General features: G+C 58.2%; 19 protein-coding genes and 1 pseudogene. 2 read left to right on the forward strand and 18 right to left on the reverse strand.

Annotated features, from left to right (window positions below; all coding sequences use genetic code 11):
• Positions 1-107, forward strand: a 107-nt coding sequence (locus tag GA0061101_RS34355; protein ID WP_141694154.1) for a LuxR C-terminal-related transcriptional regulator, incomplete at its 5' end; no start/stop codon positions are given.
• A gap of 778 nt (positions 108-885) precedes the next feature.
• Here GA0061101_RS34355 and GA0061101_RS34365 read toward each other — a convergent pair.
• The 18 genes and pseudogenes from GA0061101_RS34365 to GA0061101_RS34455 all read right to left on the reverse strand — a co-directional run bounded on the left by GA0061101_RS34365 (position 886) and on the right by GA0061101_RS34455 (position 21,219).
• Positions 886-1,839, reverse strand: coding sequence for a GGDEF domain-containing protein (locus GA0061101_RS34365; protein WP_376774278.1), 954 nt, complete (start codon positions 1,837-1,839; stop codon positions 886-888).
• A gap of 263 nt (positions 1,840-2,102) precedes the next feature.
• Positions 2,103-2,228, reverse strand: a pseudogene (locus GA0061101_RS40575) (Gfo/Idh/MocA family oxidoreductase); the annotation flags it as partial.
• A gap of 100 nt (positions 2,229-2,328) precedes the next feature.
• Positions 2,329-4,473: a methyl-accepting chemotaxis protein gene (locus tag GA0061101_RS34375; protein WP_047639138.1), complete on the reverse strand. Its 2,145-nt coding sequence runs from the start codon at positions 4,471-4,473 to the stop codon at positions 2,329-2,331.
• 16 nt (positions 4,474-4,489) lie between these two features.
• Complete coding sequence (locus tag GA0061101_RS34380; RefSeq protein WP_037196948.1) at positions 4,490-5,419, reverse strand: substrate-binding domain-containing protein; 930 nt, start codon at positions 5,417-5,419, stop codon at positions 4,490-4,492.
• Positions 5,420-6,013: 594 nt separating this feature from the next.
• On the reverse strand, positions 6,014-7,078 hold the full coding sequence (locus tag GA0061101_RS34390) for a glycosyltransferase family 2 protein (protein ID WP_037196950.1): 1,065 nt from the start codon (positions 7,076-7,078) through the stop codon (positions 6,014-6,016).
• Positions 7,079-7,881: 803 nt separating this feature from the next.
• Positions 7,882-9,570: a phospholipase D-like domain-containing protein gene (locus tag GA0061101_RS34395; RefSeq protein WP_052224194.1), complete on the reverse strand. Its 1,689-nt coding sequence runs from the start codon at positions 9,568-9,570 to the stop codon at positions 7,882-7,884.
• Between the two features lie 87 nt (positions 9,571-9,657).
• Positions 9,658-10,128 carry a SixA phosphatase family protein gene (locus tag GA0061101_RS34400; RefSeq protein WP_051963479.1) on the reverse strand — a complete coding sequence of 157 codons (471 nt, stop codon included), beginning with the start codon at positions 10,126-10,128 and terminating at the stop codon, positions 9,658-9,660.
• A gap of 188 nt (positions 10,129-10,316) precedes the next feature.
• Positions 10,317-11,825 carry a hypothetical protein gene (locus GA0061101_RS34405; RefSeq protein ID WP_092576916.1) on the reverse strand — a complete coding sequence of 503 codons (1,509 nt, stop codon included), beginning with the start codon at positions 11,823-11,825 and terminating at the stop codon, positions 10,317-10,319.
• Positions 11,812-12,828, reverse strand: a complete 1,017-nt coding sequence (locus tag GA0061101_RS34410) for a nucleoid-associated protein (protein ID WP_037196952.1) — start codon at positions 12,826-12,828, stop codon at positions 11,812-11,814. The genes GA0061101_RS34405 and GA0061101_RS34410 overlap by 14 nt, the downstream gene beginning before the upstream one ends.
• 64 nt (positions 12,829-12,892) lie before the next feature.
• Positions 12,893-14,368 carry a hypothetical protein gene (locus tag GA0061101_RS34415; RefSeq protein ID WP_092576919.1) on the reverse strand — a complete coding sequence of 492 codons (1,476 nt, stop codon included), beginning with the start codon at positions 14,366-14,368 and terminating at the stop codon, positions 12,893-12,895.
• A gap of 783 nt (positions 14,369-15,151) precedes the next feature.
• Positions 15,152-15,436 carry a copper-binding protein gene (locus tag GA0061101_RS34420; protein ID WP_047552444.1) on the reverse strand — a complete coding sequence of 95 codons (285 nt, stop codon included), beginning with the start codon at positions 15,434-15,436 and terminating at the stop codon, positions 15,152-15,154.
• A 23-nt stretch (positions 15,437-15,459) separates the two neighbouring features.
• Positions 15,460-15,939 (reverse strand): cupredoxin domain-containing protein, encoded by a 480-nt coding sequence (locus tag GA0061101_RS34425; RefSeq protein WP_092576921.1) that lies wholly within the window; start codon positions 15,937-15,939, stop codon positions 15,460-15,462.
• 37 nt (positions 15,940-15,976) lie between these two features.
• The gene (locus tag GA0061101_RS34430) at positions 15,977-17,323 is read right to left on the reverse strand and encodes a multicopper oxidase family protein (protein ID WP_037196955.1); all 1,347 of its coding nucleotides are present in this window, start codon (positions 17,321-17,323) and stop codon (positions 15,977-15,979) included.
• Positions 17,324-17,334: 11 nt separating this feature from the next.
• A complete protein-coding gene (locus GA0061101_RS34435; protein ID WP_092576924.1) occupies positions 17,335-18,792 on the reverse strand; it encodes a TolC family protein in 1,458 nt (485 codons plus the stop codon).
• Positions 18,789-19,013 carry a hypothetical protein gene (locus GA0061101_RS34440; RefSeq protein WP_092576927.1) on the reverse strand — a complete coding sequence of 75 codons (225 nt, stop codon included), beginning with the start codon at positions 19,011-19,013 and terminating at the stop codon, positions 18,789-18,791. Before GA0061101_RS34440 ends, GA0061101_RS34435 begins: the two co-directional genes overlap by 4 nt.
• A 96-nt stretch (positions 19,014-19,109) precedes the next feature.
• Positions 19,110-19,517: a hypothetical protein gene (locus GA0061101_RS34445; protein ID WP_047639072.1), complete on the reverse strand. Its 408-nt coding sequence runs from the start codon at positions 19,515-19,517 to the stop codon at positions 19,110-19,112.
• Between the two features lie 229 nt (positions 19,518-19,746).
• A complete protein-coding gene (locus tag GA0061101_RS34450; RefSeq protein ID WP_092576929.1) occupies positions 19,747-20,217 on the reverse strand; it encodes an MEKHLA domain-containing protein in 471 nt (156 codons plus the stop codon).
• Positions 20,218-20,316: 99 nt separating this feature from the next.
• The gene (locus GA0061101_RS34455; protein WP_037196961.1) at positions 20,317-21,219 is read right to left on the reverse strand and encodes a LysR family transcriptional regulator; all 903 of its coding nucleotides are present in this window, start codon (positions 21,217-21,219) and stop codon (positions 20,317-20,319) included.
• A gap of 138 nt (positions 21,220-21,357) precedes the next feature.
• On the opposite strand from GA0061101_RS34455, the gene GA0061101_RS34460 reads away from it, so the two are divergent.
• Entirely contained in the window at positions 21,358-22,590 is a 1,233-nt protein-coding gene (locus tag GA0061101_RS34460) for an HlyD family secretion protein (protein WP_092576932.1), read from the forward strand.
• The last annotated feature ends 32 nt before the right edge of the window (positions 22,591-22,622 follow it).

Below are 22,622 nucleotides of genomic sequence, written 5' to 3' on the forward strand. Positions count from 1 at the left end.
ACCTCTGCGAGAGCACCGTGAAGGTTCATATCCGCAACATCATGAAGAAGCTCAATGCGACGAACCGCACGGAAGTTGCCTACAAGATCCGGGAACTCGTGCAGTAACGCTTTTCATCGCGCCGGCGAGCTTTGGTTGCGCCCACCATGTGGCATCGCCAAAGATAGCGATCGTCGGCGTGAACTTGATATGGCGACAGACGAAGCGGCCTCAGCCAAGGCATGCGTCATCGCCAACGCCGGATTTTGCGGCTTGAAAAGATTTGAGCCGCTGGGCAGGTCGACGCCGGCCCGCTAGCGCAGCGCTACAATTTCATGACATTCCGGCGCTTGTCGGTTTCATTCTATGCGGCATTCAGGTGAATGCAGCCTAGGAATTTCAAATGGACACCCGACTGCGGCGGAGACTTGAGCTTGCCCGTGACAAAGGTCAGCCTCTGCGATTTTCTCTTCTTACAGTTCTTTTTGAAGCGGAGAGCGCATGGGCGGTTTTCGTTGCGCCAACGCGGTCTTGCTCTGGATCATAGAAGCATATTTGCTGTCTGTCAGATCGCTTCCGGGCATTGAGGGCGACGTCAGCTTTTCGGATCAGCTCAGTGTAGTCCATGGGAGAAGAGCGCCTCGACCCTGCGCAGGTCCGGGCTGCGCGCGTGCCGGGTTGGTCCAGGTCACAATTGGCAAGGAAAGCCGACATCTCGTTCCCGGCGATCCGCCGAATGGAAATTTCCACTGCAAAGGATCGAAACGAAGCGCCGGCACCTGTCCGCCAAGCCTTCGAGCTTCAGGGAATACGTTTCCTTCGCGACGGCAAAGGACGAATCTCCGTCGGATTGGGCGTAAATCACAGCCATGAATGGGATGGATTTTTCCACACACCGGCGAACGACTATGATGGCCTCGCCGCCCGAGCAGGATGCGTATCCGGTTCAATACTGATCTGGTCGCGCCCCTTCATTTTGGCGGCGTAAAGTGCGAGATCGGCTCTTCGGTAGAGCTCACCGACGTCGTCGCCACGCACGGCACAGGCAATACCGGCGGAAAACGTATAGCGAAAGCCAGCGTGCTCAGGTAGCGGCCGTGACTGCCGCACCGCGAGCAGCATACGATGGACGATCACCTCCGCCTCGTCCGGGGTCGTGTTCGGAAGAATGAGGACGAACTCTTCGCCACCGACCCGCCCGAAAATATCCGTCCTGCGGACCAGTCTTTGCAGCGTGATGGCGAAATCCTTCAGGATCACGTCGCCAAAAGCGTGGCCGAAGCGGTCGTTGATGTATTTGAAATTGTCGAGGTCCAGCACGGCAAGACATCCAACCGGCTCCGCAACACCGCCATGACTGCGCACCAGCTCGTCAAGCTTGGACATGACGAACCGCCGGCTGGGAATCCCTGTCAATTCGTCTGTCTGTGAAGCCTTGAGCGCGAAGTCGCGATCTTGCCGGAGTGTTCTTTCATCGGACCGGATGGAGGTGATGTCGCTTGCAACACACAACATCCAGCCGCTGGGCTGCATGGTCTCCGTCATCCAAAGCCAGCGGCCGTCATGGAGATCCGTCTCGAATGCCCGAAACCCGCTCTTGCCGCGCCTGGCCAGCGTTGTCAGCAACCAGCTCTCGAAATCGTCGGTCTTGATGATCGTCCCGCGACCAGCATGGAAGTTGCGCCGCATGAGCTCTGGCCATAGCGGATACTCATCCTCCTCTATGAACCACGCCGAGCGAAACGCGCGGTTGGTAAAGCGAACACGGTCATCCTGGTCGTAGACCGCAACCAGCACCCCCGCAGCTTCCATCAACTGCGCAACCTGTAGCATCGTTTCATTATCGACCAAGGCCGTCATGCCCTCAGAATGGATCGTCTCCGCCCAAGCTTTAATCGCGAGCGATGAAAAAACAAATAGGCCGGCCATGCAAAACCAAACAAGCGCCCAAGACCGGGCGGGAAACTTCCCACGCTCATCGTGATCTGCACAAGGCCTGTGGGCGAAAGTCATACCGCAAACGTCAAATTGGCGAAGCTCGATTGAACGCTTCCCCTGTCTCAATCGTGACATCGTCGAGCGGGCAATCGCACCCAAAGAGGCTGGATTGCCGGGTGCTAGTCAACGATCGCCGGCCCGGCTCTCGCGGCTGCCTGTATGAGATCGGCATGGCCTGGTGCCGGCGTCGCGATCAGGATCGCATCGACATTTGGGGACTTGATGACGTCGGCAACCTCGGCGCCCGTGCGGTCGTGAGGCGGCCAACCTCGCCTCGATGCACGAACGAATGCGGCCGGGCTGAGACACGTTTCAGCCCGGCCGCATGATCGAAGGCTCTTGGCGCCGACGTTAGGATGCCAATGCGTAGAGACGGGACCCGGGGACCGCGGCACTGCGTGTCTTGAACCGCTGCACGAGGTCCGCGAGGTTTTCCGTCTCCTGCGTCAGGCTCTGGGCAGCCGCCGTGGTTTCCTCCACCATGGCTGCATTCTGCTGAGTGACCTTGTCCATCTGATCGCCGGCGGCCGAGACCTCTCTCAGGCTGGCAGCCTGTTCACGCGCGGCAACCGCGATTTCCGCAACCGTGCTGCTCATCGCGCTGACTTGCTCGACGATCTGCGCAAGCGACGTTCCGGATTCGCCGACGAGTTCCACGCCTGCCTTGACCTGCGCGGAAGAGGTCGAGATCAACGCTTTGATCTCTCTCGCGGCACTGGCCGATCGCTGGGCGAGCTCACGCACCTCCTGGGCGACAACGGCAAAACCCTTCCCCGCCTCGCCGGCTCGCGCGGCTTCCACACCCGCGTTGAGGGCAAGAAGATTGGTCTGGAAGGCGATCTCGTCGATGACGCCGATAATATTGCCGATCTTGGACGATGAACTCTGGATTTCCGTCATAGCCGCGATCGCACGGGCGACGATCGCCCCGCCGTTCTCGGCATTGGCGCGCGCGGTCGCCACCGCGTTCTGAGCATGACTTGCCCCCTCCGCCGTGCCATTGACGCCGCGCGTCACATCGCCGAGGGCAGCCACCGTTTCCTCAAGCGAGGCAGCTTGCTGTTCCGTGCGGCGGGCAAGATCGTTGGAGGCCGTCGAGATTTCCGAAAGGCCAGATTTGATCGTGCCGACTGCGCGGATGACGGAATCGAGAGCCTCTTCCAGACTGGAGACCGAGTTGTTGAAGTGATCCCGAATACGGACGTAACGACCGTCAACCTCGCCGACACGCACGGTAAGGTCGCCCTTCGAAAGTGCATCGAGACCCAGAGAGATCTGCTGGAAGGCGTGCTCCATCACCTGCGCATCGGCAAGCCGCTCGGCTTCCTGGCGCAGGCGCTCTTCTTCGGCCGCAAGGCGAGCCCGTTCGGCATTGGCTTCCGCCATGAGCTTGCCGCGTCCCGTCTCCTGGAAGACCTTCAGCGAGCGCGCCATGGCGCCGAGCTCATGACGATGCTCGGTACCGTCGACCACCATTGTGTCGTCGCCGCGAGCAAGCCGCTCCATCGTCTGCGCCATATTGCGCACGGCCGAGGAAATCAGCTGACCGACGAAATAGGCGAGCACGAGACCAATCACGATCAGCAGGCCACTGAACATGAGCGTCGAGCGCGTGGCGGAGGCAACCGTCGTCTCGACCGAGCCATCGAGCGTCTTCTGTCCATCGATGATTGTGGCCTGCAGATTCTGGAAACCCGTTGCGATTTTCGGTGCCAGAACATCAAGCTCGCTCGCACGGATCTTGTTGGTCTGCAGCAAGATATCCCTCACGTCGCCAAGACGGCTCGTGTAGTTCTGCATCAACTGACCAGCGCCCAGAACGCGCTTATGCTGCAGTTCACCCTTTGCCACCTTGGCGGCGGTGTCGTTCAAAGCCATCGCGTCGTTCAGCGCCGATTGCGCAATGTCGTAAGATGCTAGATCACCGGAGTAGATGAAGCGCTCCGAGAAATAGAGGCTGCGATTCAAGGCCTCGAGTGTTGCGGCGGTCGCATGCAGGAGAGCGACGTCGTTCTGTCGCCAGGCGCTACGCATGACGTCATTGAGCGCGATACTGGTCCAGGGGCCGAACTCGGTAACCTTGGAGATCAAGGCTTCGCGCCTTGCATGCAGGGAGACGATCTGCTCGAAGGCCGTGCCATAGGCCGCAACATCCTGGCGGATGCTTGCCATTCCTGTCTGCAGAGCGTTGTTTTCGGCAAAGCGCTGGTCGTCGGCGGCAAATGCCTTAACCCCGGCACGGAACCGGCTCACGACATCCTGCGTCGGGGTGGATCGGAAAGCTTCCACCGACATCTGGATTTCGTGCAGCTGATTGCTGTAGTCGGAAATAGCAAGGCTCTGGCCGGCGGTGCTGCGGTAGGAAGAGAAGATGGACGAAAGTCCGTCCATGCCGGAAATCGCACTGACCGAGAGTAGGCTCATGAGCAGGATCAGCGGCAGGAAGCCGGCCGTTATCTGCGCGCGGATGCCAAGTTTATTCCAAAAGCGCAACATCATAATCCTCGTTTGCTCACTGGGTCTTCGGCAAGTATTGGGCGATGTTCTGGGGCGTGACGAGCTCGAAGGGCACGTTGTTTTCTCGTGGCACCTTTTGCCCGCTTATGAGCTTGATTGCAGCATCGACCGCTGCAGCGCCCTGCCCGGAGGCACTCTGAAGGATGGTGACATCCAGATCGCCCGCTTGCATCGCCGCCAGCGCATCATCGGTCGCATCGACGCCTGCGACGACGATGTCCTTCATCGACATGCCGTTTCGCTTCATGGCACGGATCGCGCCGACCGCCATCTCGTCGTTATTGGCGATAACAGCGTCGAACTTCACGCCAGCCGACAGCCATTCCTGCATTTGCTGATCGGCGTAGTCGCTCGACCAATAGGCCGCCTGCCGCTCCACGATCTGGAGACCTTTGCAATCAGGCGTGGCGATGACATTGTCGATGTCCTGAGTGCGTGCCCGCGCGGCTGCGTGGAAGGGTTCGCCCATCAGCACCACGACGCGTCCCTTGCCTTTCAGGAGCGAGCAGACTTCCTTCGTCTGCATGGTTCCCGATTCCGCTTCGTTTGACGCGACCACGACCTGGTTTTCCGGGAGATCCGACAGGTTCGAGGGGACGTTGTTGATATAGACCAGCGGAATATGGGCATCGGCGGCAAGCTTGGTCATCTGCGGGCCGAGGTCGCCATCGGAAACGGCCAGGATGATGGCGTCGACCTTATCGGCTATGAACTGCTGGATCTGCGCCTTCTGAGCCTCGTTGTCGCCCTTGGCGTTCTGCACGACAAGTTTCAGCCCAGGAATCGTCTTTCCCTGCGAAAGGACTCCGTTGAGCAATGCGGTTCTGAATTTATCCAGACCGGACATCGACACGCCGATCGTCTGTGCGCTTGCAGTCGAGGCGGATATCGCCATCACGAAAGCAGCAAGTATGGCTTTTCTCATTATCCATCTCCATAAGACGCGCACCGCGTTGAAGATTTATAATGAGTTTTTAGTTAAATTTTACTTTACGATAACCAATCTAATTAAGAATATCATAATGTATTCAATGCAATCAGCACAATATGTTATTTGCAAAAAGCTTTTCTTTGGTTGTATTATTCGCAGGCAATATTCTCCATTAGAGAAAGATTGCGTATTGGCCCACTCTATTTAATCTTCGAGGTCTTCGTTGCTTTGGACTGGAGCTGGACAGCCAAGCTTCGAGAGCGCAGCCGTTCGAGGCGCCTTACAGGTAGCTTCCGCAGTATGGCCGTAAGTTTCCCTCAATTCCAAAGTCCCCCCACTTTCGTCGTTGCCGACAGAGGTGAACCTCTTCGTCACAAACAGTCGTATCTGAGGCGCATCCTCCAAACGGATGATGCGAAGATCAAGCGTCCCTTTTCCCATTCAGCTCTCCCTGATTGCAGCCTTGCAACGCCTGTATGATTCAACAATGTCAATAGACCCCGGAGTTCGCGGGTTGCCCGAAGAGCGGACAGGATTTTCGTGGTCGCCAAAATGACCATTTCCTAAGTCTGAGAGCCTGAAGCCGCTCTATCCCATGGCAGACCGGATGATTTTCGAAAGGCGCAAAAGGAACTTAGGTCTCGACGAGGCGACAAGCTTCCAGGACAGAACGGCTTTCGCCATGCGGCGAGGCAGGATGCCTGCTGAGAGAAACCAGGCTGCCTGCATCGCACGACGTCGTAGGGATGTCTTCATTTCCAGACTTGCGACCGCCCCGGCAGTCGCCAAGGAGAACCTGGAATCATCGGTTATGGGGTGCTGGTCCCGATCGATGCAAAGGGATGCCAAACGCTCTTCCAAATGAACGGGATCGCGGAGCCCGATATCCGGCGGCACCTCCAAGCCGATCTCCGTTGCCTGATCCGACAAGGCTTCCAGCCGATGAAAATCATGCTGTATGCGCCAGCGCGCGCGTTGGCCGAGCTTTTCGGCGAAGACCGAATGATTGGCTCCATGTATGCGGTAGGCGCCAAGGCAGTCGTCGATCGATGTGACGTCCCCATGCAGCGGCGCGACGGTTGCCAGATACCCGTCGGCCCCTTGCCTGAAATCCTGCTCCGGAACCGGCATGATCCTGTCCAGGACCGAGCGCTTGAACGCCAAACCGCTCGTGACGGTCGTCTGATAGCGCCCCTTCCGCAGCAGCTTCGGGGTGACGTCACCGGAATCAAACGGCAGCTCCGAAGGCGGAAACACATCCTTCACGTGCATATGTTCATCGACGATATGCAGCCTGAACTGCATCTGGGCAGTCTTCTCTTCCCAAGCGTCGACGACCTCGGATATGGCGTTTGGATAGAGATAATCATCGGCATCGAGAAACAGCACGATCTTGCCGCTGCTCGATGCAAAGCCGGTGTTGAACGCAGCGGCATGCCCGCCGTTCACTTCCCGCAGACGAGTCTTGATTCGCGGGCCATAGGACGCAACGACATCGGCCGTGTCGTCCGTTGAAGCATCATCGACGACAATGACTTCCGTATCGTCGTAATTCTGCTCCAGCGCACTATCGATGCTGCGCCGGAGAAAGCGGGCGTAATTGTAGTTCGCAATAACAATGGAAACTGGAACACGGTCTTGGATGGAATACATCGCATTGAACCTCGCAGATTTGCTTTGGTTGCGGCGAACCTTCTCATTCAGGTCCTTATGGATAGGTAGGTTCCCGGCAAGCGCAGCTTTTGGGGCGCAAATGCTGTCTCAGAGACATGCCGAGCAACAGGTGCCAGGGATCATGCTCGATCCGTTTGCACCTCTGCGAGCCTCTTCAGTTTTGTGGCTTTTGAATGACTGGCCAAGAAATAGGACTGCCTTGACGATGCATTCTTCGAATAGGCGGGTGTTGCGACGACTGCGCGCGTTTGATTAGCGTGGACACAACGACTGGATGCAATTCTACTCGCAACACGACAGGTGCATCCTGCCCATGGGTAGCTAGGATGGCCTCATGACTGCCCGTTCGGGTGGGTTAAATAAACTTCTAGTAGATGGTAGAATAAACGCTACCGGGTCGGATGCCACCCCCAACCCGGCCAGTGCCGCGTCCGACGAGACTACACCCCCAGCAGTGTCGTCGGACGCACCCATGCACAGGCGATGGGTCATCCAAGCTCTTGAAAACAATTATGCCGTCTTTGGGAAGGGCCAAGCGGGGACACTCCGCAATACCGGCCCTTTGTATTTTGCGCGAACACTTAGATCGCAGATCGCGTAACCCCAGCTGACCAGTTCGTTCGATACGTCGTCACCGAGATTGCTTAACCGGGTAGGTGCGCCCGTAGGGGGCGAGACTTGCAATCGCCCCTCGGTGGAAAGGGGCAACGCATCAATAAGGTTCATGGACCATCGCCTCGTTGTCGGGGCAGGCAATTGCCGCGACCAGGATCATCAAGTCTTCAATGCGAGAAGAGAAGACGATCCTTTGCGGCTTGAGAACCCGCCGTGTAGAAGCGACGAAACCAGGCATCTTGCCCGGCAGCCGGGGGTCGCGCGAGCGTCAAGCTGTTGGGCGCGCCCGAACCCTGCATTGCGGCACGAAAATGCAGATGGTCGAATATCCGCAGGGCCTCGATGGCGTAGGATGTCGCAACCCGCTGATCCTCGATCATGACAAGATTGTCGCCATTGCCCGTTTCGCCGCTCGGCGACAGATTGGACGATCCGGTGAACACCTTGGCGGTCGGCAGGTTGAAATCCGTCACGACGAACTTGTCATGCTGATGAATGCCGTTTCCACCACCCCATTCGGTCTTGAAGGGCTCCGGCGCGTGGCTTGCGAGATAGCTGAAATCCACCAGGCCGACAGTGCCGTCGGGCTTGCGGATTTCGAGCCCCCCTTCCTTATCGGAAATGCCATAACTGAACACGTCCTTGCCCATCAGCCGATCGACCGCCTGGCGCACCGAGCCCGAGCGAATCTGATTGAGGAAGGCGATCGCATAGAACACCGACGACGACGCCTGGTCGATCGCCGCACCCACGGGACTGAGCGACAGATCGCTCGACTTGTGCGGCGAGAAGCAGAAATGCGCGGCAGGCATGCCGGCGGCCTGAACGAGGTTCCACTTGCTGCTTATGCTGTCCTGGCTGAAGGCCGCCAATCCCTGGAAGGTCAGATCGAAAGCACGGCCAAACAGCTCGGCCGCGTCGCTCGAATGAAAGACGAGGGCATTGTTTGCCTGTATGTAGAGACCGCGGTAACTGAAATTGGTGGAGCCGAACAGCACCTTGATGGGTTGGCTGCCGCGCCGGACGACAAAAACCTTGTTGTGCTGCAAGGTCTTGAAATGCATCCGTTTTACGGCATTCGACCCGGCCGAGGCGGCGAGGCGCGCAGCCGCCTGCGATTCAGCGCTGCCTGCTGGCTTGTGTGATCCCGAATCGTCTATGATGGCGCGAACCCGGGCACCGCAACTCTCAAGTTTGGCAACGATGTCGCGTTCGTTGAAATCATAGGCGAAGACATCAATGGCGAGATTGGGATCGTTCACCACCTCGTCCAACAGACCGAATATGAGGTCATAGGCTTCGAAGCCGAGCCATTGGTAGACGTCGCCCTGCAGCTTCGTAAATGTCAGGCCCTGATCAGGATCGCTCGGGATTACATTCGGATTGTTGCCGAATTTATCGGCATAGGCCTGCGAGGAGGCGAAGTTGCGGGTGAAACCGACGTCGAGATAATCGCTGTACGTCATGTGGTCGAGCGAGATCGGAAGGTCGGCGACCTGATCGCCACTGCGCAATGCGCCGGCGGCGTTCATGTGCATCTTGGTCACCCTATAAAGATAGTCGCCATCCGTTGGATCATAGGGAAAATCGATCCAGCGGAACTTCTGGAAGGGCGCAGAGGTCGACGGAAAATTGCGGAAGCCGTCCACGCCCTTCCCTCCAGGGGTATTGTAGTCAAAATTCAAGCGGTTCTTCAGGGCAGCATAATCGGCCGAACCCGGACTCTTCACTTCGATCGCGAAGCCGACGAAATCGTCCTCGGGGTCGGTAACGTCCATCCCGATGAGACACATGCGTTCGCCTCGCCAGAGCTTTACCGCAAGGCTGCCGTTGGTACCTGTGTTCGCAAAAGCCATCTCAATCCCCTCGTTTCGTTGTAAAGAAGGTGATGCTCGTCTCACATGCGCGGCTGCTGAAGGCTGCGAAGGCCTGTTAAGATCAGACTAGAATGGTTCGGACACGTCCGAGACAGTGGGCACGCCATCGCGGAAATCAGCGACAAGAACCAGATTGAACACGGTCGGCACCCATGGATCGGGATAGCTTCCCTCGGGCGCGCCAAGCGCCTGCATCAATCCGGGAATATGACCATGATGCCAACAGATCAGGATCGTGCCGCCGTCAAATTTACGCTCGGAAAGCAGCGCCTCGGCCAAGGCAGCATAGTTCTCATCGGCATAAGGCGTGTACAATTCGCGGCCCAAGGCATCGGCGAAAGGCTGCACCGTCTGAACGGGTCGCTCGCTGTGTTTCGATATGGCTGCGGCGAATATGAAATCGGGGGGACCAAAGGTTTCAGGATACCAGGTGACAAGGGCTTTAGCCCGATCCTGACCTTCAGGCGCCAGATTTGGATCGGCCTGGTCGCCGGGCTTTTCGGCATGCCGCATGATCAATATTTTGACAGGCGCCATTTCATCCCTCCTTGGCTGCTGTCACCCTCCATCACTACCTTAGACTGGATTTACGATATTCGCTCTGCAACCAAGAGCAATGGCAATTGTTGGGTTTAACAAAAGTTTCATCTGGCTGCAGTCTTTGCAGCAGCCAACTGACTTGCTGCCTTGGACGTCGCCGCGCCCGTAGGGACCAAAGCTCCGGCTCATGGTGGCGTGGCTCCCGGCACATTGGGAACCGGCGCAGGCTTTTGAGGACTTCCAGGCGTGTTGGCAGCGCCGGAACCTGTTTGCGTCGACCCGGTTGCGGTCGAGGTCTGCGATTGGCCCTGCTTTGCATTCGTTGCGCCGACGCTCGGCGATGCCTTCATGGTTGCCGCCGTATAGAACTGAAAACCACCGAAAATGATAAGGATGACAACAAGCACGCCGTAGACTGTGCCGACAATTTTCCGAACCCGATTATAGTCCGACACGCTCTTCTGGATCGGCGTCTCGCTGAACTCCTCGATTTCAGAGGCCGTGAGCACCTGGTTCAATCGCAGGGTCCATATTGTACGGGCCTTGTCCTGGCCTGCGAAGTAGCTGCCGTTCACGAATGTCTGGACGCGAAACGACAAGATCAGGAACACAGCGGCGCCAATGGCAAATAGGCCAGCAATCCAGGCGTTGGGTGTCCTCGAGGCGTCGGAGAGAATCTTGATCACGAAGGGCGTTGTCGCAACGGCTAGATCCTTCCACAATGCGCCCGTCATATCCTGCGCTCGCTGGGTCGCTTTCTGCGCTTCGTCCACGACTGTCTTGCGCAAGTCGGCAAGCGCCTTCAACGTTTCCTTGCTGCCGGCCTTCACATAGGCCGCGTAGGCTGCCTTCGCGGATTCAAGACTCCCGTCTCCGAACGCGGCGAGTACCCCTTGACGATAGCTGCGCGCCCACTCCGCCGCGAGCAGCACGTGACGGGTTTCCGTGTCCCTTTCACCGCCTGTAAACACCCAAAGCACACCGTCACTAAGCCGCTCAAACAGCACAACCAACTCGGCAGCGGAGGCGCTGACCTTTCGGCTGGGCGGACCGGAAAGCTGATAGACCGTGCTGGCAGCGTCCTTGTAAACCTGGTCTGAAAGCGCCGCCATCAGTCGGGGAGCCGCCAACAAGCGCCAGGCCGCGAAGGTGGGCGAGGATTGCTGCGGATGATCCTGAAGCAGCCACGGGCGTATGTCCCCGGGCACGAGCCCTACGCTGCTGGCATCATGACTTATACTTCGAGGATTGGGAAATTCCGTCGCCCGATCGAATGGGATTGGAGGCTGCTCGGTCCAAGGCTGAAACCTCGCACCATAGGAGGTGAATGCCTGATCCGCGGTCAGGTCTGCAGCGCACACATGAAGGCAGCTATCCAGGTTTTTTGCCGGGCTGATCAAGGATTTTCCGTAGAAAAGCCGGAGAACGGCAGCATCCATGGCCTTGTTGAGCGTAATGGCGAAAACCGCGTTCGCAAGCGGCACCTCGTCGTCATTGAGGGCGGTGTCCGTCCCCTCTCGCCTGATGGTGACGGAGCTGAGAAAGGCAGGCATATTGGCGCGCAACCTCTGCCACTCTGCACGCAAACCCGCATCATCAAGTCTTGCCCTGATGGTGATCAGCTCCGCGTGCTCTTCGACCTCCTTCGTCGGACGCGTGCGAAGAATAAGATCGAGGATCTCAGTTGGGGTCATCGGTTTCAACCACCAGCTTGTCGTGGATGACAATCATGCCGTCGTCGGTCTTTTCGATCAGCGCGCGGAATTCGTTCGGAACCCGGATCTCGATACCGTTTGCGGTCTTGTAGTACAGGGTCTTTGGTCCCTTCACCTGATCGGGAACAAGCTTCATCGGTACCCCTGAGATTCGCTCGACACTGAGGGCACGGTTGAACTTGCCGAGCAAGGCGTTGTCGTCCGCAAGCTTGTGCCCGACGACTGTCTCGAGAAACGACCGCTGGTCTTCGCTATCGATCCTGCCGCCACCCGAAGCAGCGTCGTAGGTCCGCTTGGTCAATTCCTTGACCACCTCGCCATCGACGAGTTCGGGATTATCGCCGATCACCTTGCGCGTCACATCCACGAGCTTCTTCGTCAGCTCCGCATCGCTTAACGTCTGGCGCGCGCCAAGAAAGGCTTCGAAATATTGCGCGACCTTTTGCTGGTTGCGCCTGTCCAGCACCGTTAGCTCGCCACCCTTGTCCGTGAGTTTGATGAGGGCCGCCTTTTGCAGCGCCGCCTTGTTCTGGACGAAAGTTCGCTGAATGGCTTCAAGGCTGACCGTCTTTCGACCGCCACTGCCATCCTTCAGGTCGTAGGCGACAACTGTTTCATCGTCATATTTGAGAAGCGCGAACGATCGCGTTGCTTTTGCCTTCAGGACAAATAGTAAAATCGCACCTTCAGCCGCGGTCCCGCCATGATGGCTTTGAAAATCCTCGGCCAGCTTTTCGCTTTCCTCCTGGAAGAGCCCGCCGTTCGATGCGATGCGGCCAAGACGCTCGCGCGTCGAAGATGCATCCGAAAAAGCATAGGGCAAGCCACCATTCACAGACCTGATGCGGTCGACGAAGAAACTCTCGAACTCGCCGGGATTGACTTCCTCCAGTTTGACCAGGCCGTTCTTCGGCCCGACCAGGTGGAAGATCATCCTTTCGATCTTGAGCTCATTCAATTCGCTGTCATCGAAAAAAGCCAAGCGCCCCTCCCAAACCTACCGGTGAACACTCAGAAAACAGGATCAAAGTGATATAAGGCGATCATCAAGCCTGGATGACGTTGCTCGTGCAGCCATGCTTTGTGCCACATGCCGAGACACATGGTACGGTGCTCAATGGTACTGCCGGCGCAGCCGTCCAGCCGGCGACGGCGCTTTCAAGATGCACTGCCAAATTCGCCCCGTTCGAGTGAGACGCCGTTGCCAGAACATCGCCGCCCGCGACGACCTGCGCCGGTGTGGTGAGCGACCATGCTCCGTGTCTCCATCCGGCACCGTCGTGTGCGGTGACCGCGACCGCCGTCGGGTGGCTGATCGACGTCTTTCCGTGCTTGTTGTCCGGCCCAAAGCTGTAGAACAGCCTTGCATGCAGAGCCATCGCAGCGGGAGGCGCCCCCTTATGGCTCATATCGGCGCCATGATGAGGGACCGTCAGCGCCGTCAAGGTATAAGCCGGGCCGGCGCCGATCTCGCCATAGCCTGCGTCGCCCGTCAAAAGCCAGCTGGCCTGACAGTTATCGTCGTCAAGGTAGCAGGCGATCCCGCTGCCGTTTCGCGAGGTGCCGCTGCAGCGCTTGATCGATAGGGTCTGCCCAGGGCCGTTGCTGATCGACCGTACCTTCCCCGGCGCTCCGGACCAGATATGGAGCGTGCCACCATTCTTGAGGATGCGGTGAGCAAATGCGTGATGGCGCGGCCCCAGATTATATTGGCGCGGCGCAAGCCATTTTCTTGCCCTTGCTCCATGATCGCTGTTTTCCCCGGCCCAATGATCGGTATCCCAGTGCGACAGGACAATCGAAGGAGAACCGCGCCAGCAAAACCGAAGCGGCCTTGGTCGTGTTTGACGATTGCCATAGGCGCCCGCGCCGAGGTCGAAATACAGCCGGGCGGTCTCGGAACTATCAAGCAGACCGATAGCGCTGCCCTGCCCGATATCATACATCGCAAGCATGTCGATCGTACCGACACCGGACAGAATAGCGTCAACGTCCCCATCGGCAGCGTCAGGCCACGCATCCACGTCGAATGCATTCGACAGTGCCGCCGCCGTATCGCCCGTAACCTGCAACAAAGAGAGCAGGTACGCTATAACCGGGGCTGCCAGTAGCGATCCATAGACATCGACGGGAAAACGTCCTGTGTCACCGAGCTCGATATCGAGCCAATCCTCTTCCCCGAAAGCGATCAGGACGTCCCAATATCGATCACCCTTCTTCGACGTTACCTCGATGTTGTATATCGGCATTTCATCGAAGGGGTCTTTAGGGGGACCAAGGTAACCTTTAAACAATTGTGACCAGAAATCACGCATCTCGTCGCGCGTATCAACGGGCTTTCCCAAATCCATCCGTTCATTGAGCGGAAATCCGAACCAGCCAGCATCGACGGCGTCAAACGAGAAAACAGCCTCTTGCGCCGTCGTTAAGTCGTCCGGCTCGTGATGGTCGAGGCGAGCGTAAGATCTCAGCGGAAAGTCCGGCCACGCATCCTCGGGATTGATTGAGAAGATCCGATTCATTGCCCTTCTCCTGCAATGCCGAAATCCGCCCTATATTTGCTCGTCATGCAAGAATAAGCAAGTTTATATTTCGCGCGGAAATAATTATCTTACCTGCCGATAGTATCTAATTTTCAAAATTCAGTTGTGTTCGCAGCATCCTACACAGGCTGATTGGCCTGATCGGATGACAGCCGGCAAGCCGGCCTGGAGATTGCCTTGGCGCACGCTTTCTGAGTTTCCGGAAGTCACACCAATTCACCTGCGATCTATCTTCGGTCGACTTCGCCATGAACTCGCAGGCAATACACTCTGCGCCTAGGGGCGCAGGTCATTCGACGGATCACAAACCTGTAACTGGCATTGGCGTCCGCCAGCGGAGTTCAGGGCAAGGCGCTCGGTAAGCTTGCTTGGGCAGCGATCCGGGCCATCGACAAATCGGTCAAACAATGGGACGCCGCGTGGAGATGAGTAGTGAATAACCACAGCTCCACGCTGACGAATGGCCGTTTGAAGTGACTCACAGCTTGCGGCAACGGAGGGAGCCCCTGCCTCCGCAACGGCAGGCGCAATACATATCGCGAAGACGAGCATGCCAATCGAATGTTTCATGTTGATCTCACAATTGTCGTTCGAGAAAGTTGCAGACAACAAAGCATATGGAGAACCATGGAGCACTCCGTTTATTGCTGCGAAACCGATATTGGCCGGATAATACTCGAATAAATTACAGCTCACATTGGAATGTCAAATTTTGACGAACCGGTCTGCCGCGCCCGGGATACCCAGGCGCGGCGTCCTCGATCATTTAACCTGAGTGACGACGAGCTTGCCGTTCACGCGCTCGGCAACGAACTCGATGGCTGCACCTTCCTTGAGCTTTTGCAGCAGCGCGGGGTCTTCAACGCGGAAGACCATCGTCATTGCCGGCATATCGAGGTTCTTCAGATCCTCATGCTTGATGGTAACCTTCTTCGCCTTGGCATCGACCTTGTTGACCACGCCCTTGGTGAATTCCTGAGCAAATGTCCCAAAGGCTGTGCTCAGCAAGAGCAAGGTGGCAATAGCGGTCGTGATTGCGATTCTCATATCTTCGTTCCTCCGTTCAATTGTTATTTCGCCGCGACCATGACATCGCCATGCATGCCGGCCTCGTAGTGACCCGGCACGAGGCAAGCGAACTTGAACTGGCCATCCGTTGTAAACTTCCAGATGATGTCACCGGATTGACCGGGAGAGAGCCGGATCGAATTGGCGTCGGCGTGTTCCATTTCCGGGAATTTCTCCATCTGCACCTTGTGCTCGAGAATCTTGCCCTGCTGATCAAGCACGAACTCGTGGTCGACGGTTCCGGCATTCTTGAGCGAGATTCTGACGGTCTGATCCTTGCGCACCTTGATGACATCAGGGGTGAAGATCATTCTGCCGTCGTCCGTCTCTTTCATGGTGACGCGGATAGTCTGTGTCGCCTTGGCTTTATCTCCGGCCTCGCCGACGGCCATCTTTTCGTCATGGCCGCCGGCGTGACTGCCAGAGGCGACTGCAGGGCCGGCCAAGGCGGCGAACACGAGCGCGAATGCATATTTCTTCATGGTAGATCCTTATGTGTGTGATGGGAGATAGCAGCGCTCAGCCCTTTGTGGGCTTGGGCGTGATCTGCATTTTGGCGTCTTTGATCTTGGTCGCGTCCGGCACTTCGCCGGTCCATTCCCAAGCCTGCGTTCCGGGTGGGTTTTCGTACCAGCCCGGATCGGAGTAATCGTCCGCGGAGACGCCCTCGCGGACCTTAACGACGGAGAACATTCCGCCCATCTCGATGGGGCCATGCGGACCCCAACCGGTCATCATGGGGATGGTGTTTTCAGGGATGGGCATTTCCATTGCACCCATGTCGGCCATGCCCTTGGTGCCCATGGGCATGTATTCGGGCTGGAGCTTGCGGATCTTCTCCGCCACTCCCCTTTTGTCGACGCCGATGAAGGTCGGGATGTCGTGGCCCATCGCATTCATCGTGTGATGCGATTTATGGCAATGGATCGCCCAGTCGCCGAGATATTTGGCGTCGAATTCGTAGGCCCGCATCGCACCGACGGGGATGTCGATGCTGACCTCCGGCCAGCGTGCCTCGGGCCTGACCCAACCGCCATCCGTGCAGGTGACCTCGAAATCGTAGCCGTGCATGTGGATCGGATGATTGGTCATCGTCAGATTGCCGACGCGGACGCGAACACGGTCGTCTTTGGAAACCACCAGCGGGCTGATGCCGGGAAAGACCCGGCTATTCCAGCACCACATGTTGAAATCGGTCATTTCCATGACCCGGGGCACATAGGAGCCTGGATCGATGTCGTAGGCATTGAGCAAGAATACGAAGTCACGGTCGACCGGCATGAACTTCGGGTCTTTGGGGTGGATCACGAAGAAACCCATCATGCCCATGGCCATCTGGACCATCTCATCCGAATGCGGGTGATACATGAACGTCCCTGACTTCACGAGATCGAACTCGTAGACGAATGTTTTGCCGACGGGGATGTGGGGCTGCGTGAGGCCGCCGACGCCGTCCATTCCGGACGGCAGGATCATGCCGTGCCAGTGGACGGTCGTGTGTTCCGGCAGCTTGTTGGTGACGAAGATGCGAACCCGGTCACCTTCGACCGCCTCGATCGTCGGTCCCGGCGATTGACCGTTGTAGCCCCAGAGATAGGCTGTCATGCCGTCCGCCATCTCGCGTTCCACCGGCTCGGCAACCAGATGGAATTCCTTGACGCCGTTGTTCATGCGGTGAGGAAGCGTCCAGCCGTTCAAGGTGACCACCGGCTGATAATCCGGGCCTGAGTTGGGATGAATTGGCGGCTGCATCTCGGCCGACCCCATTGTCGGGGCATCCGGCAGGCCCATTGCCGATGTTTTCGTCCATGCTGCGGTTGAAAGCAGGGCGGCACCTGCTCCGATGATCTGTCTTCTGTTGAACATGTTCGGGATCCCTAGTGTCCTGCGCTGCCGGCATTCGGTGTCGACGCGGTTTCGCCCGGCCCGGCCGCCTCGCCGGAGCCGCCGCCATAAATCGCCGGCATGAGATTGGCGTCCGCCAGCCAGAAGTCGCGCTTGGCGTTGACGGAGAGCAGGATGGAGTTGATCTTGTCGCGCGTGTCGGTCAGCAGCTCGAAAGTGTTCGAGATCATCCCGTTGTAGGTCAGGAGCGATTCTTCCTCGATCTTCGTTCTGAGCGGTACGACGTTGTTGCGATAGTGCTTGGCAATCTCGTAGTTCGATCGATAGGCCTCATAGGCTGACCGAGCTTCCGAGCGAACGTTGACGGCCTTTTCCGCAAGCTGGTTTGCGGCGCGCATGTAGGCCAGCTCGGCTTTTCGCGAGCGGGCCTTGCCGGTATCGAAGATCGGTATCGCGAAGTCCAGTTCGACCTGGCCGGACGTCTCGACCTTCTTCTTGCCGTCCTCGATTGCCCGCTCCGTCTCAAATCCGGTCAGGATTTCGAGGTCCGTCACATATCGGGTGGCCTCCGTCAGGCCGTAGGATTTGGCGGTGGCATCGAGCTCCCATTTTGCCATCTGAAGGTCGATGCGTTTTTGAAGCGCTTCGGCTTCGATAGTGTCTCGTTTAATCAGCGTCGTCGGAAGAGCAGGAAGCCTGTTGGGTATCTGATAGTCGGTCGAAGGGCCCCATAGCCCCATCAGCCGCGCCAGCTCTTCCTTGCTCAGCCTGGCCGCCAGTCGAGCCTGAGCCGTCTGCCCCGCAAGTTCCGCTGCGAACACATGCTCGCGGGCTTGCGAGCCCTTGGTCATCGCGCCGGTTTCGCCAAGCTTGGATGCCAGCTCGGAGGACGCATCCGCGGCAAGCTGAGCACGCTGGAGCTGCCCCACATTCTCTGCCGCGGCGACGGCGTTGATCCAAGCGCGGCGGGTATCCGCAGCCAGTTTTAAGGTCGCGACTGCAGCTCCCAGCCTCGCCTGCCGGAACCGAGTGCCGGCAATCTCGACATTCTTCTTATGGGTAGCCAAAGCCAGAATGTTCGTGGCGATCATGCCTTCAATGGTCTTGAAGGCCTCCAGTTCCGGGGCTCCCAAACCACTGGTTCCAATCGAGACCTTGGGATTGATCAGCATGGTCGATTGCCAGGCGTCGGCGGCGCTGTCGCCAAGATCCGCATAGGCTGCCTGCAGCCCCTTGTTGTTAAGCAGGGCGATCTGGACGGCGGTCTCGGCATCCAGGGGCCGCTTGCCGATCAAGCCCTTTACCTCGTCGGAAACGGCCTGCGCCTGAAGCTTGTTCTGTATCCACACGGCATGCTTGGCAGTCGCGGCGCCTGCGGTATTGGCGACCGTCTCGAAACCCGCATCCCGTTTTGCATATTCGGTGGATATGCATCCGCCGAGAATAATCGGGAGCATGAGGAGGGCCGCGTTCTTGAGGCTGAGCGTCATGATGCATCTCCTTTTGAAGGAGACTGCAACTCGTTTTGCCTTTTCCACTGTTTCGGATCGGCGGGTTGGCGTGCGACATATCCTGTGAGCGGAGTGCGATATTGGATCGACCGTGCCGTCGAGAGAAGGTCTTCGTCCGGCGTGGGAACGTCAGTGGGAGGCATGGATGAGCAGCCGCCGACGATCAACGGCAGTGCCACCACCAGAATGATAGGTCTCATGTTCTTTTCCGAATAGGAGTGTGTGTCCGGAAGGTCGTCGGCTCAACGAAGCCGATAACGATCCGATGCAGTGCCCAAGACAGGCAGTCTCGCTATTCAGATAGTCGGGGGGCGGTGAAGCGTCGGCAGTTCGCCAAACGAGCGCTGGTCGTTCATGAACTCGCGGATGAAGGAAACGACAGGGCCGCCGAGCCTGGGCTCGTCGCACATGATCGCGAAGCCGCCGCAGAAGTCCTTGCAGCATTCCTTCTTGACGAGTTTCGCAGCGCCCTCATCATCCGAGGAGGCAGAACCATGACGATGGTCGTCAGCGGATGCATGCTCCATATGATGGCCGTCGCTCGGCGGCGTCACATCGGACATGGTCTTTTGGATTTCAGGAAAAGCCGAACCGTGCATTGCAGCGTTGGCGCTGGACATGGTGTATCCCGCCAGCGATACGATGATCGCCAGCCGCACAAAAACCAGTATTGCGCTCTGTGCAATTCTGTAGGTTCTGTCCATGCCGCGACGATTACTATTAAAACCCCCCAATTACAAGAACAGCGACGGCGATGTCACATTGTTTTAATGACCGAAATTGGCATCGGTTCGTAAAGCCAGGCGGGCACAGCGCCTAGGACAAGGCTGCCACCTCATCCTTCACCTTGGGAGAATTCCAGCTTTCAGCCTTTACAATCGGCTTTGTCGGCTTTTGGGGCGATAGGGAGACGATTGCTATCGCCGCGCAAGCCTACGCGTCCTTCCATCTGGAAAACGTCGCTGCCTGTCCGCACCTGATCCCATCACGATCGACGAGCTGCCAGACAATACCGTCCTCGATCCAGAAACGCCGCCCGGATTTCGCAATCCTCAGCCCACGATAGTCGGAAATAAAGCCATTGCGCGTCACCGCATCCAACAACCGCTGGCGTTCCGCGCGATTGGGAAGCTCCGCCGAAAGACGTGAAGGCAGGGTCACAAACTCGTCCCATGGATACTCAAAGCAATTTTGCCCGGCTTTGTTGGCATAGATGAAGCGCGGATCGGCGTCCGTATTGTGGGCCACGACCACGAAAGGAGCCTCGTGGTAGAGCCAATCCGGTCCGAACTCCTCGTTGACCAGAGAAACCCCAACGATGCGGTGAAAGCTCTCCGTCAACAGTTTGAAGAATGCGTGATCAATCGATAAATTCACGCCACTCACTTTGGGCTCGCTAACCATTCATTCCCTTCCTGTCATCATGGGCATCGCTGGTGAATACACCCCTCTCCTGCCCTATCGGCAAGCATGATTGCGGCCGGCGGCAGAAGGCCGCACCGCTCAGGCCATCCATTTGCGGTGCTCGGCAAAGCGTTCCACGAGGAGGTCGATGAACAGCCGCACCTTGGTCGGCAGGTGGCTGCGGTTGGGGTAGATGGCATTGATGGTGAACTCCACGGGGCGGTAGTCCGGCAACATGCGAACGAGCCGGCCTGCTGCGATCTCCTCGAAGACGATGAAACTCGGAGCAAGGAAGATCCCCTGGCCGTTCGCCAGCAGATAGCGCAGCATCTCGGGGCTGTTGGAGACGACATTGCCGGAAACTTTGACACTTTGCTGCCTGCCGTCGGCATCCTCGAAACGCCATTCGTCACCATAGGGATAATAGGCGTATTGCAAGCAGTTGTGTTCGGCGATCTCGGCCGGTGTCTTCGGCATGGGATGTGCATCGCGATAGGCCGGCGAGCAGACGAGCATATGACGCCAGGGCGTGAGCTTGCGCACGACCAGCGTGGAATCCGGCGGCGACACAGCGCGGATTGCAAGATCGTAACCCTCCTCGATCATGTCGACCATACGTTCGCTAACACTGAAATCGAGCGAGATCAGCGGGTAGAGCGCCATGAATTCGCTGACGACAGGTAAGAGGAAGCGGACAACCGCCGTGCTGGAATGGATCTTCAACGTACCGCGCGGCGTGGTGGCGAGTGCGCCGGCCGCCTGGTCGGCCTCCTCGAGATCGGCGAGAATCTGCGAGGAGCGCTCGTAATAATATTTGCCGGTTTCCGTCAGGCTGACCTTGCGCGTGGTGCGGTTCAAAAGCCGCACGCCGAGGCGATCCTCCAGCGATTGCACATGGTTGCCCACCATTGTGACGGACATGTTGAGCCGGCGGGCGGCGGCGGAAAAACCGCCGCATTCCACCACCCGGCCAAAGACTGCGAGGCTGGTCAGCCGATCCATATTGCCCTCGGATTATCCGCTGAGAGTTGATGATCCTTCCAGATTTAAGGAGATTATCAGAAGGACCGTTCGGACGCATCTTCATCGCATCAAACAGGACCCCATGCAAATGGGGCGCGATATCGAAGGAGAAGGACAATGGTCGAACTACCCCGCAACGAGGCGTTCAGAAACGCAAGCCAGGCCGAGGCCGCTCCGGCGGGCGAAGCGGCAAAGTCTCCCGTCGCCGAGGCTCCGCATGCACCGGTTGCCGAGGCGCCCGCCTCTGCCGCTGCTACGACCCCCAAGACCGGCCGCAAGCTCATCAAGCGCGGCGTGCTTGTCGCCGCACTGCTGGCCGGCGTCGCCTTCGGTGCCGACTTCGGCTACCACTACTGGACGGTCGGCCGCTTCATCGAATCCACCGACGATGCCTATGTGAAGGCCGATTACACCACGATCGCCCCGAAAATCGCCGGCTACATCAAGGAGGTGCTCGTCAACGACAATGACACCGTCAAGACCGGCCAGGTGCTTGCCCGCATCGACGACCGTGACTTCCAGGCCGCTCTTTCCCAGGCGAGGGCCGATCTCAAGGCCACCGAGGCCGCGATCGCCAACATCGATGCGCAGATATCGCTGCAGCAATCGCTGATCAACCAGGCGAAGGCGACGGTTGACGCTTCGCAGGCCTCGCTCGATTTCGCGCAATCGGATGCCGCCCGCTCGGCCCGGCTGATCAGCAATGGCGCCGGCACGCAATCGCGCGTCGAACAGACGCAATCGACCCGCGATCAGGCTACCGCCGCCGTCGAGCGTGATCAGGCCGCCCTGGTGGCGGCTCAGAACAAGGTGCCGGTGCTGCAGACCCAGCGCGACCAGGCCGCCGCCCAGCGCGACCGCGCCGCCGCGGCGGTCCAGCAGGCGGAGCTCAACCTTTCCTATACGGACATTGTCGCCGCCGTCGACGGCACGGTCGGCGCCCGCTCGATCCGTCTGGGACAGTACGTCACGTCAGGCACGCAGCTGATGGCGGTCGTCCCGCTGCATTCGGTCTATGTCATCGCCAATTTCAAGGAGACGCAGTTGACCTATGTGCGTCCCGGCCAGTCGGTCGAGATCAAGGTCGACAGCTTCCCCGATGTCGCCATCAAAGGCCACGTCGACAGCCTCTCGCCGGCGAGCGGGCTGGAATTCTCGCTGCTGCCGCCGGACAATGCCACCGGCAACTTCACCAAGATCGTCCAGCGCATCCCGGTGAAGATCGTCATCGACGACGAACACCCGGCAGGGCTGCTGCGTTCCGGCATGTCGGTCGAGCCGGAAATCGATACCAAGGCTGCGCAAACCGCGCCTGCCAACGCCGAAGGATTATCCAGTCACGCTGGATGATCCTTCCCATTCTTCGCCGATTATCATCTCAA

Source organism: Martinezella lusitana (assembly GCF_900094565.1).
Taxonomy (GTDB): Bacteria; Pseudomonadota; Alphaproteobacteria; order Rhizobiales; family Rhizobiaceae; genus Rhizobium; species Rhizobium lusitanum.

Bases quoted from the DNA above. Each gene is read 5' to 3' on its own strand.
- GA0061101_RS34455 (WP_037196961.1), bottom strand. From the start codon at position 21,219: ATGGATCGGCTGACCAGCCTCGCAGTCTTTGGCCGGGTGGTGGAATGC.
- GA0061101_RS34400 (WP_051963479.1), bottom strand. From the start codon at position 10,128: ATGGCGCCTGTCAAAATATTGATCATGCGGCATGCCGAAAAGCCCGGC.
- GA0061101_RS34460 (WP_092576932.1), top strand. From the start codon at position 21,358: ATGGTCGAACTACCCCGCAACGAGGCGTTCAGAAACGCAAGCCAGGCC.
- GA0061101_RS34365 (WP_376774278.1), bottom strand. From the start codon at position 1,839: ATGACGGCCTTGGTCGATAATGAAACGATGCTACAGGTTGCGCAGTTG.
- GA0061101_RS34425 (WP_092576921.1), bottom strand. From the start codon at position 15,939: ATGAAGAAATATGCATTCGCGCTCGTGTTCGCCGCCTTGGCCGGCCCT.
- GA0061101_RS34390 (WP_037196950.1), bottom strand. From the start codon at position 7,078: ATGTATTCCATCCAAGACCGTGTTCCAGTTTCCATTGTTATTGCGAAC.
- GA0061101_RS34450 (WP_092576929.1), bottom strand. From the start codon at position 20,217: ATGGTTAGCGAGCCCAAAGTGAGTGGCGTGAATTTATCGATTGATCAC.
- GA0061101_RS34405 (WP_092576916.1), bottom strand. From the start codon at position 11,825: ATGACCCCAACTGAGATCCTCGATCTTATTCTTCGCACGCGTCCGACG.
- GA0061101_RS34395 (WP_052224194.1), bottom strand. From the start codon at position 9,570: ATGGCTTTTGCGAACACAGGTACCAACGGCAGCCTTGCGGTAAAGCTC.
- GA0061101_RS34380 (WP_037196948.1), bottom strand. From the start codon at position 5,419: ATGAGAAAAGCCATACTTGCTGCTTTCGTGATGGCGATATCCGCCTCG.
- GA0061101_RS34430 (WP_037196955.1), bottom strand. From the start codon at position 17,323: ATGTTCAACAGAAGACAGATCATCGGAGCAGGTGCCGCCCTGCTTTCA.
- GA0061101_RS34420 (WP_047552444.1), bottom strand. From the start codon at position 15,436: ATGAGAATCGCAATCACGACCGCTATTGCCACCTTGCTCTTGCTGAGC.
- GA0061101_RS34415 (WP_092576919.1), bottom strand. From the start codon at position 14,368: ATGAATCGGATCTTCTCAATCAATCCCGAGGATGCGTGGCCGGACTTT.
- GA0061101_RS34440 (WP_092576927.1), bottom strand. From the start codon at position 19,013: ATGAGACCTATCATTCTGGTGGTGGCACTGCCGTTGATCGTCGGCGGC.
- GA0061101_RS34375 (WP_047639138.1), bottom strand. From the start codon at position 4,473: ATGTTGCGCTTTTGGAATAAACTTGGCATCCGCGCGCAGATAACGGCC.
- GA0061101_RS34445 (WP_047639072.1), bottom strand. From the start codon at position 19,517: ATGGACAGAACCTACAGAATTGCACAGAGCGCAATACTGGTTTTTGTG.
- GA0061101_RS34435 (WP_092576924.1), bottom strand. From the start codon at position 18,792: ATGACGCTCAGCCTCAAGAACGCGGCCCTCCTCATGCTCCCGATTATT.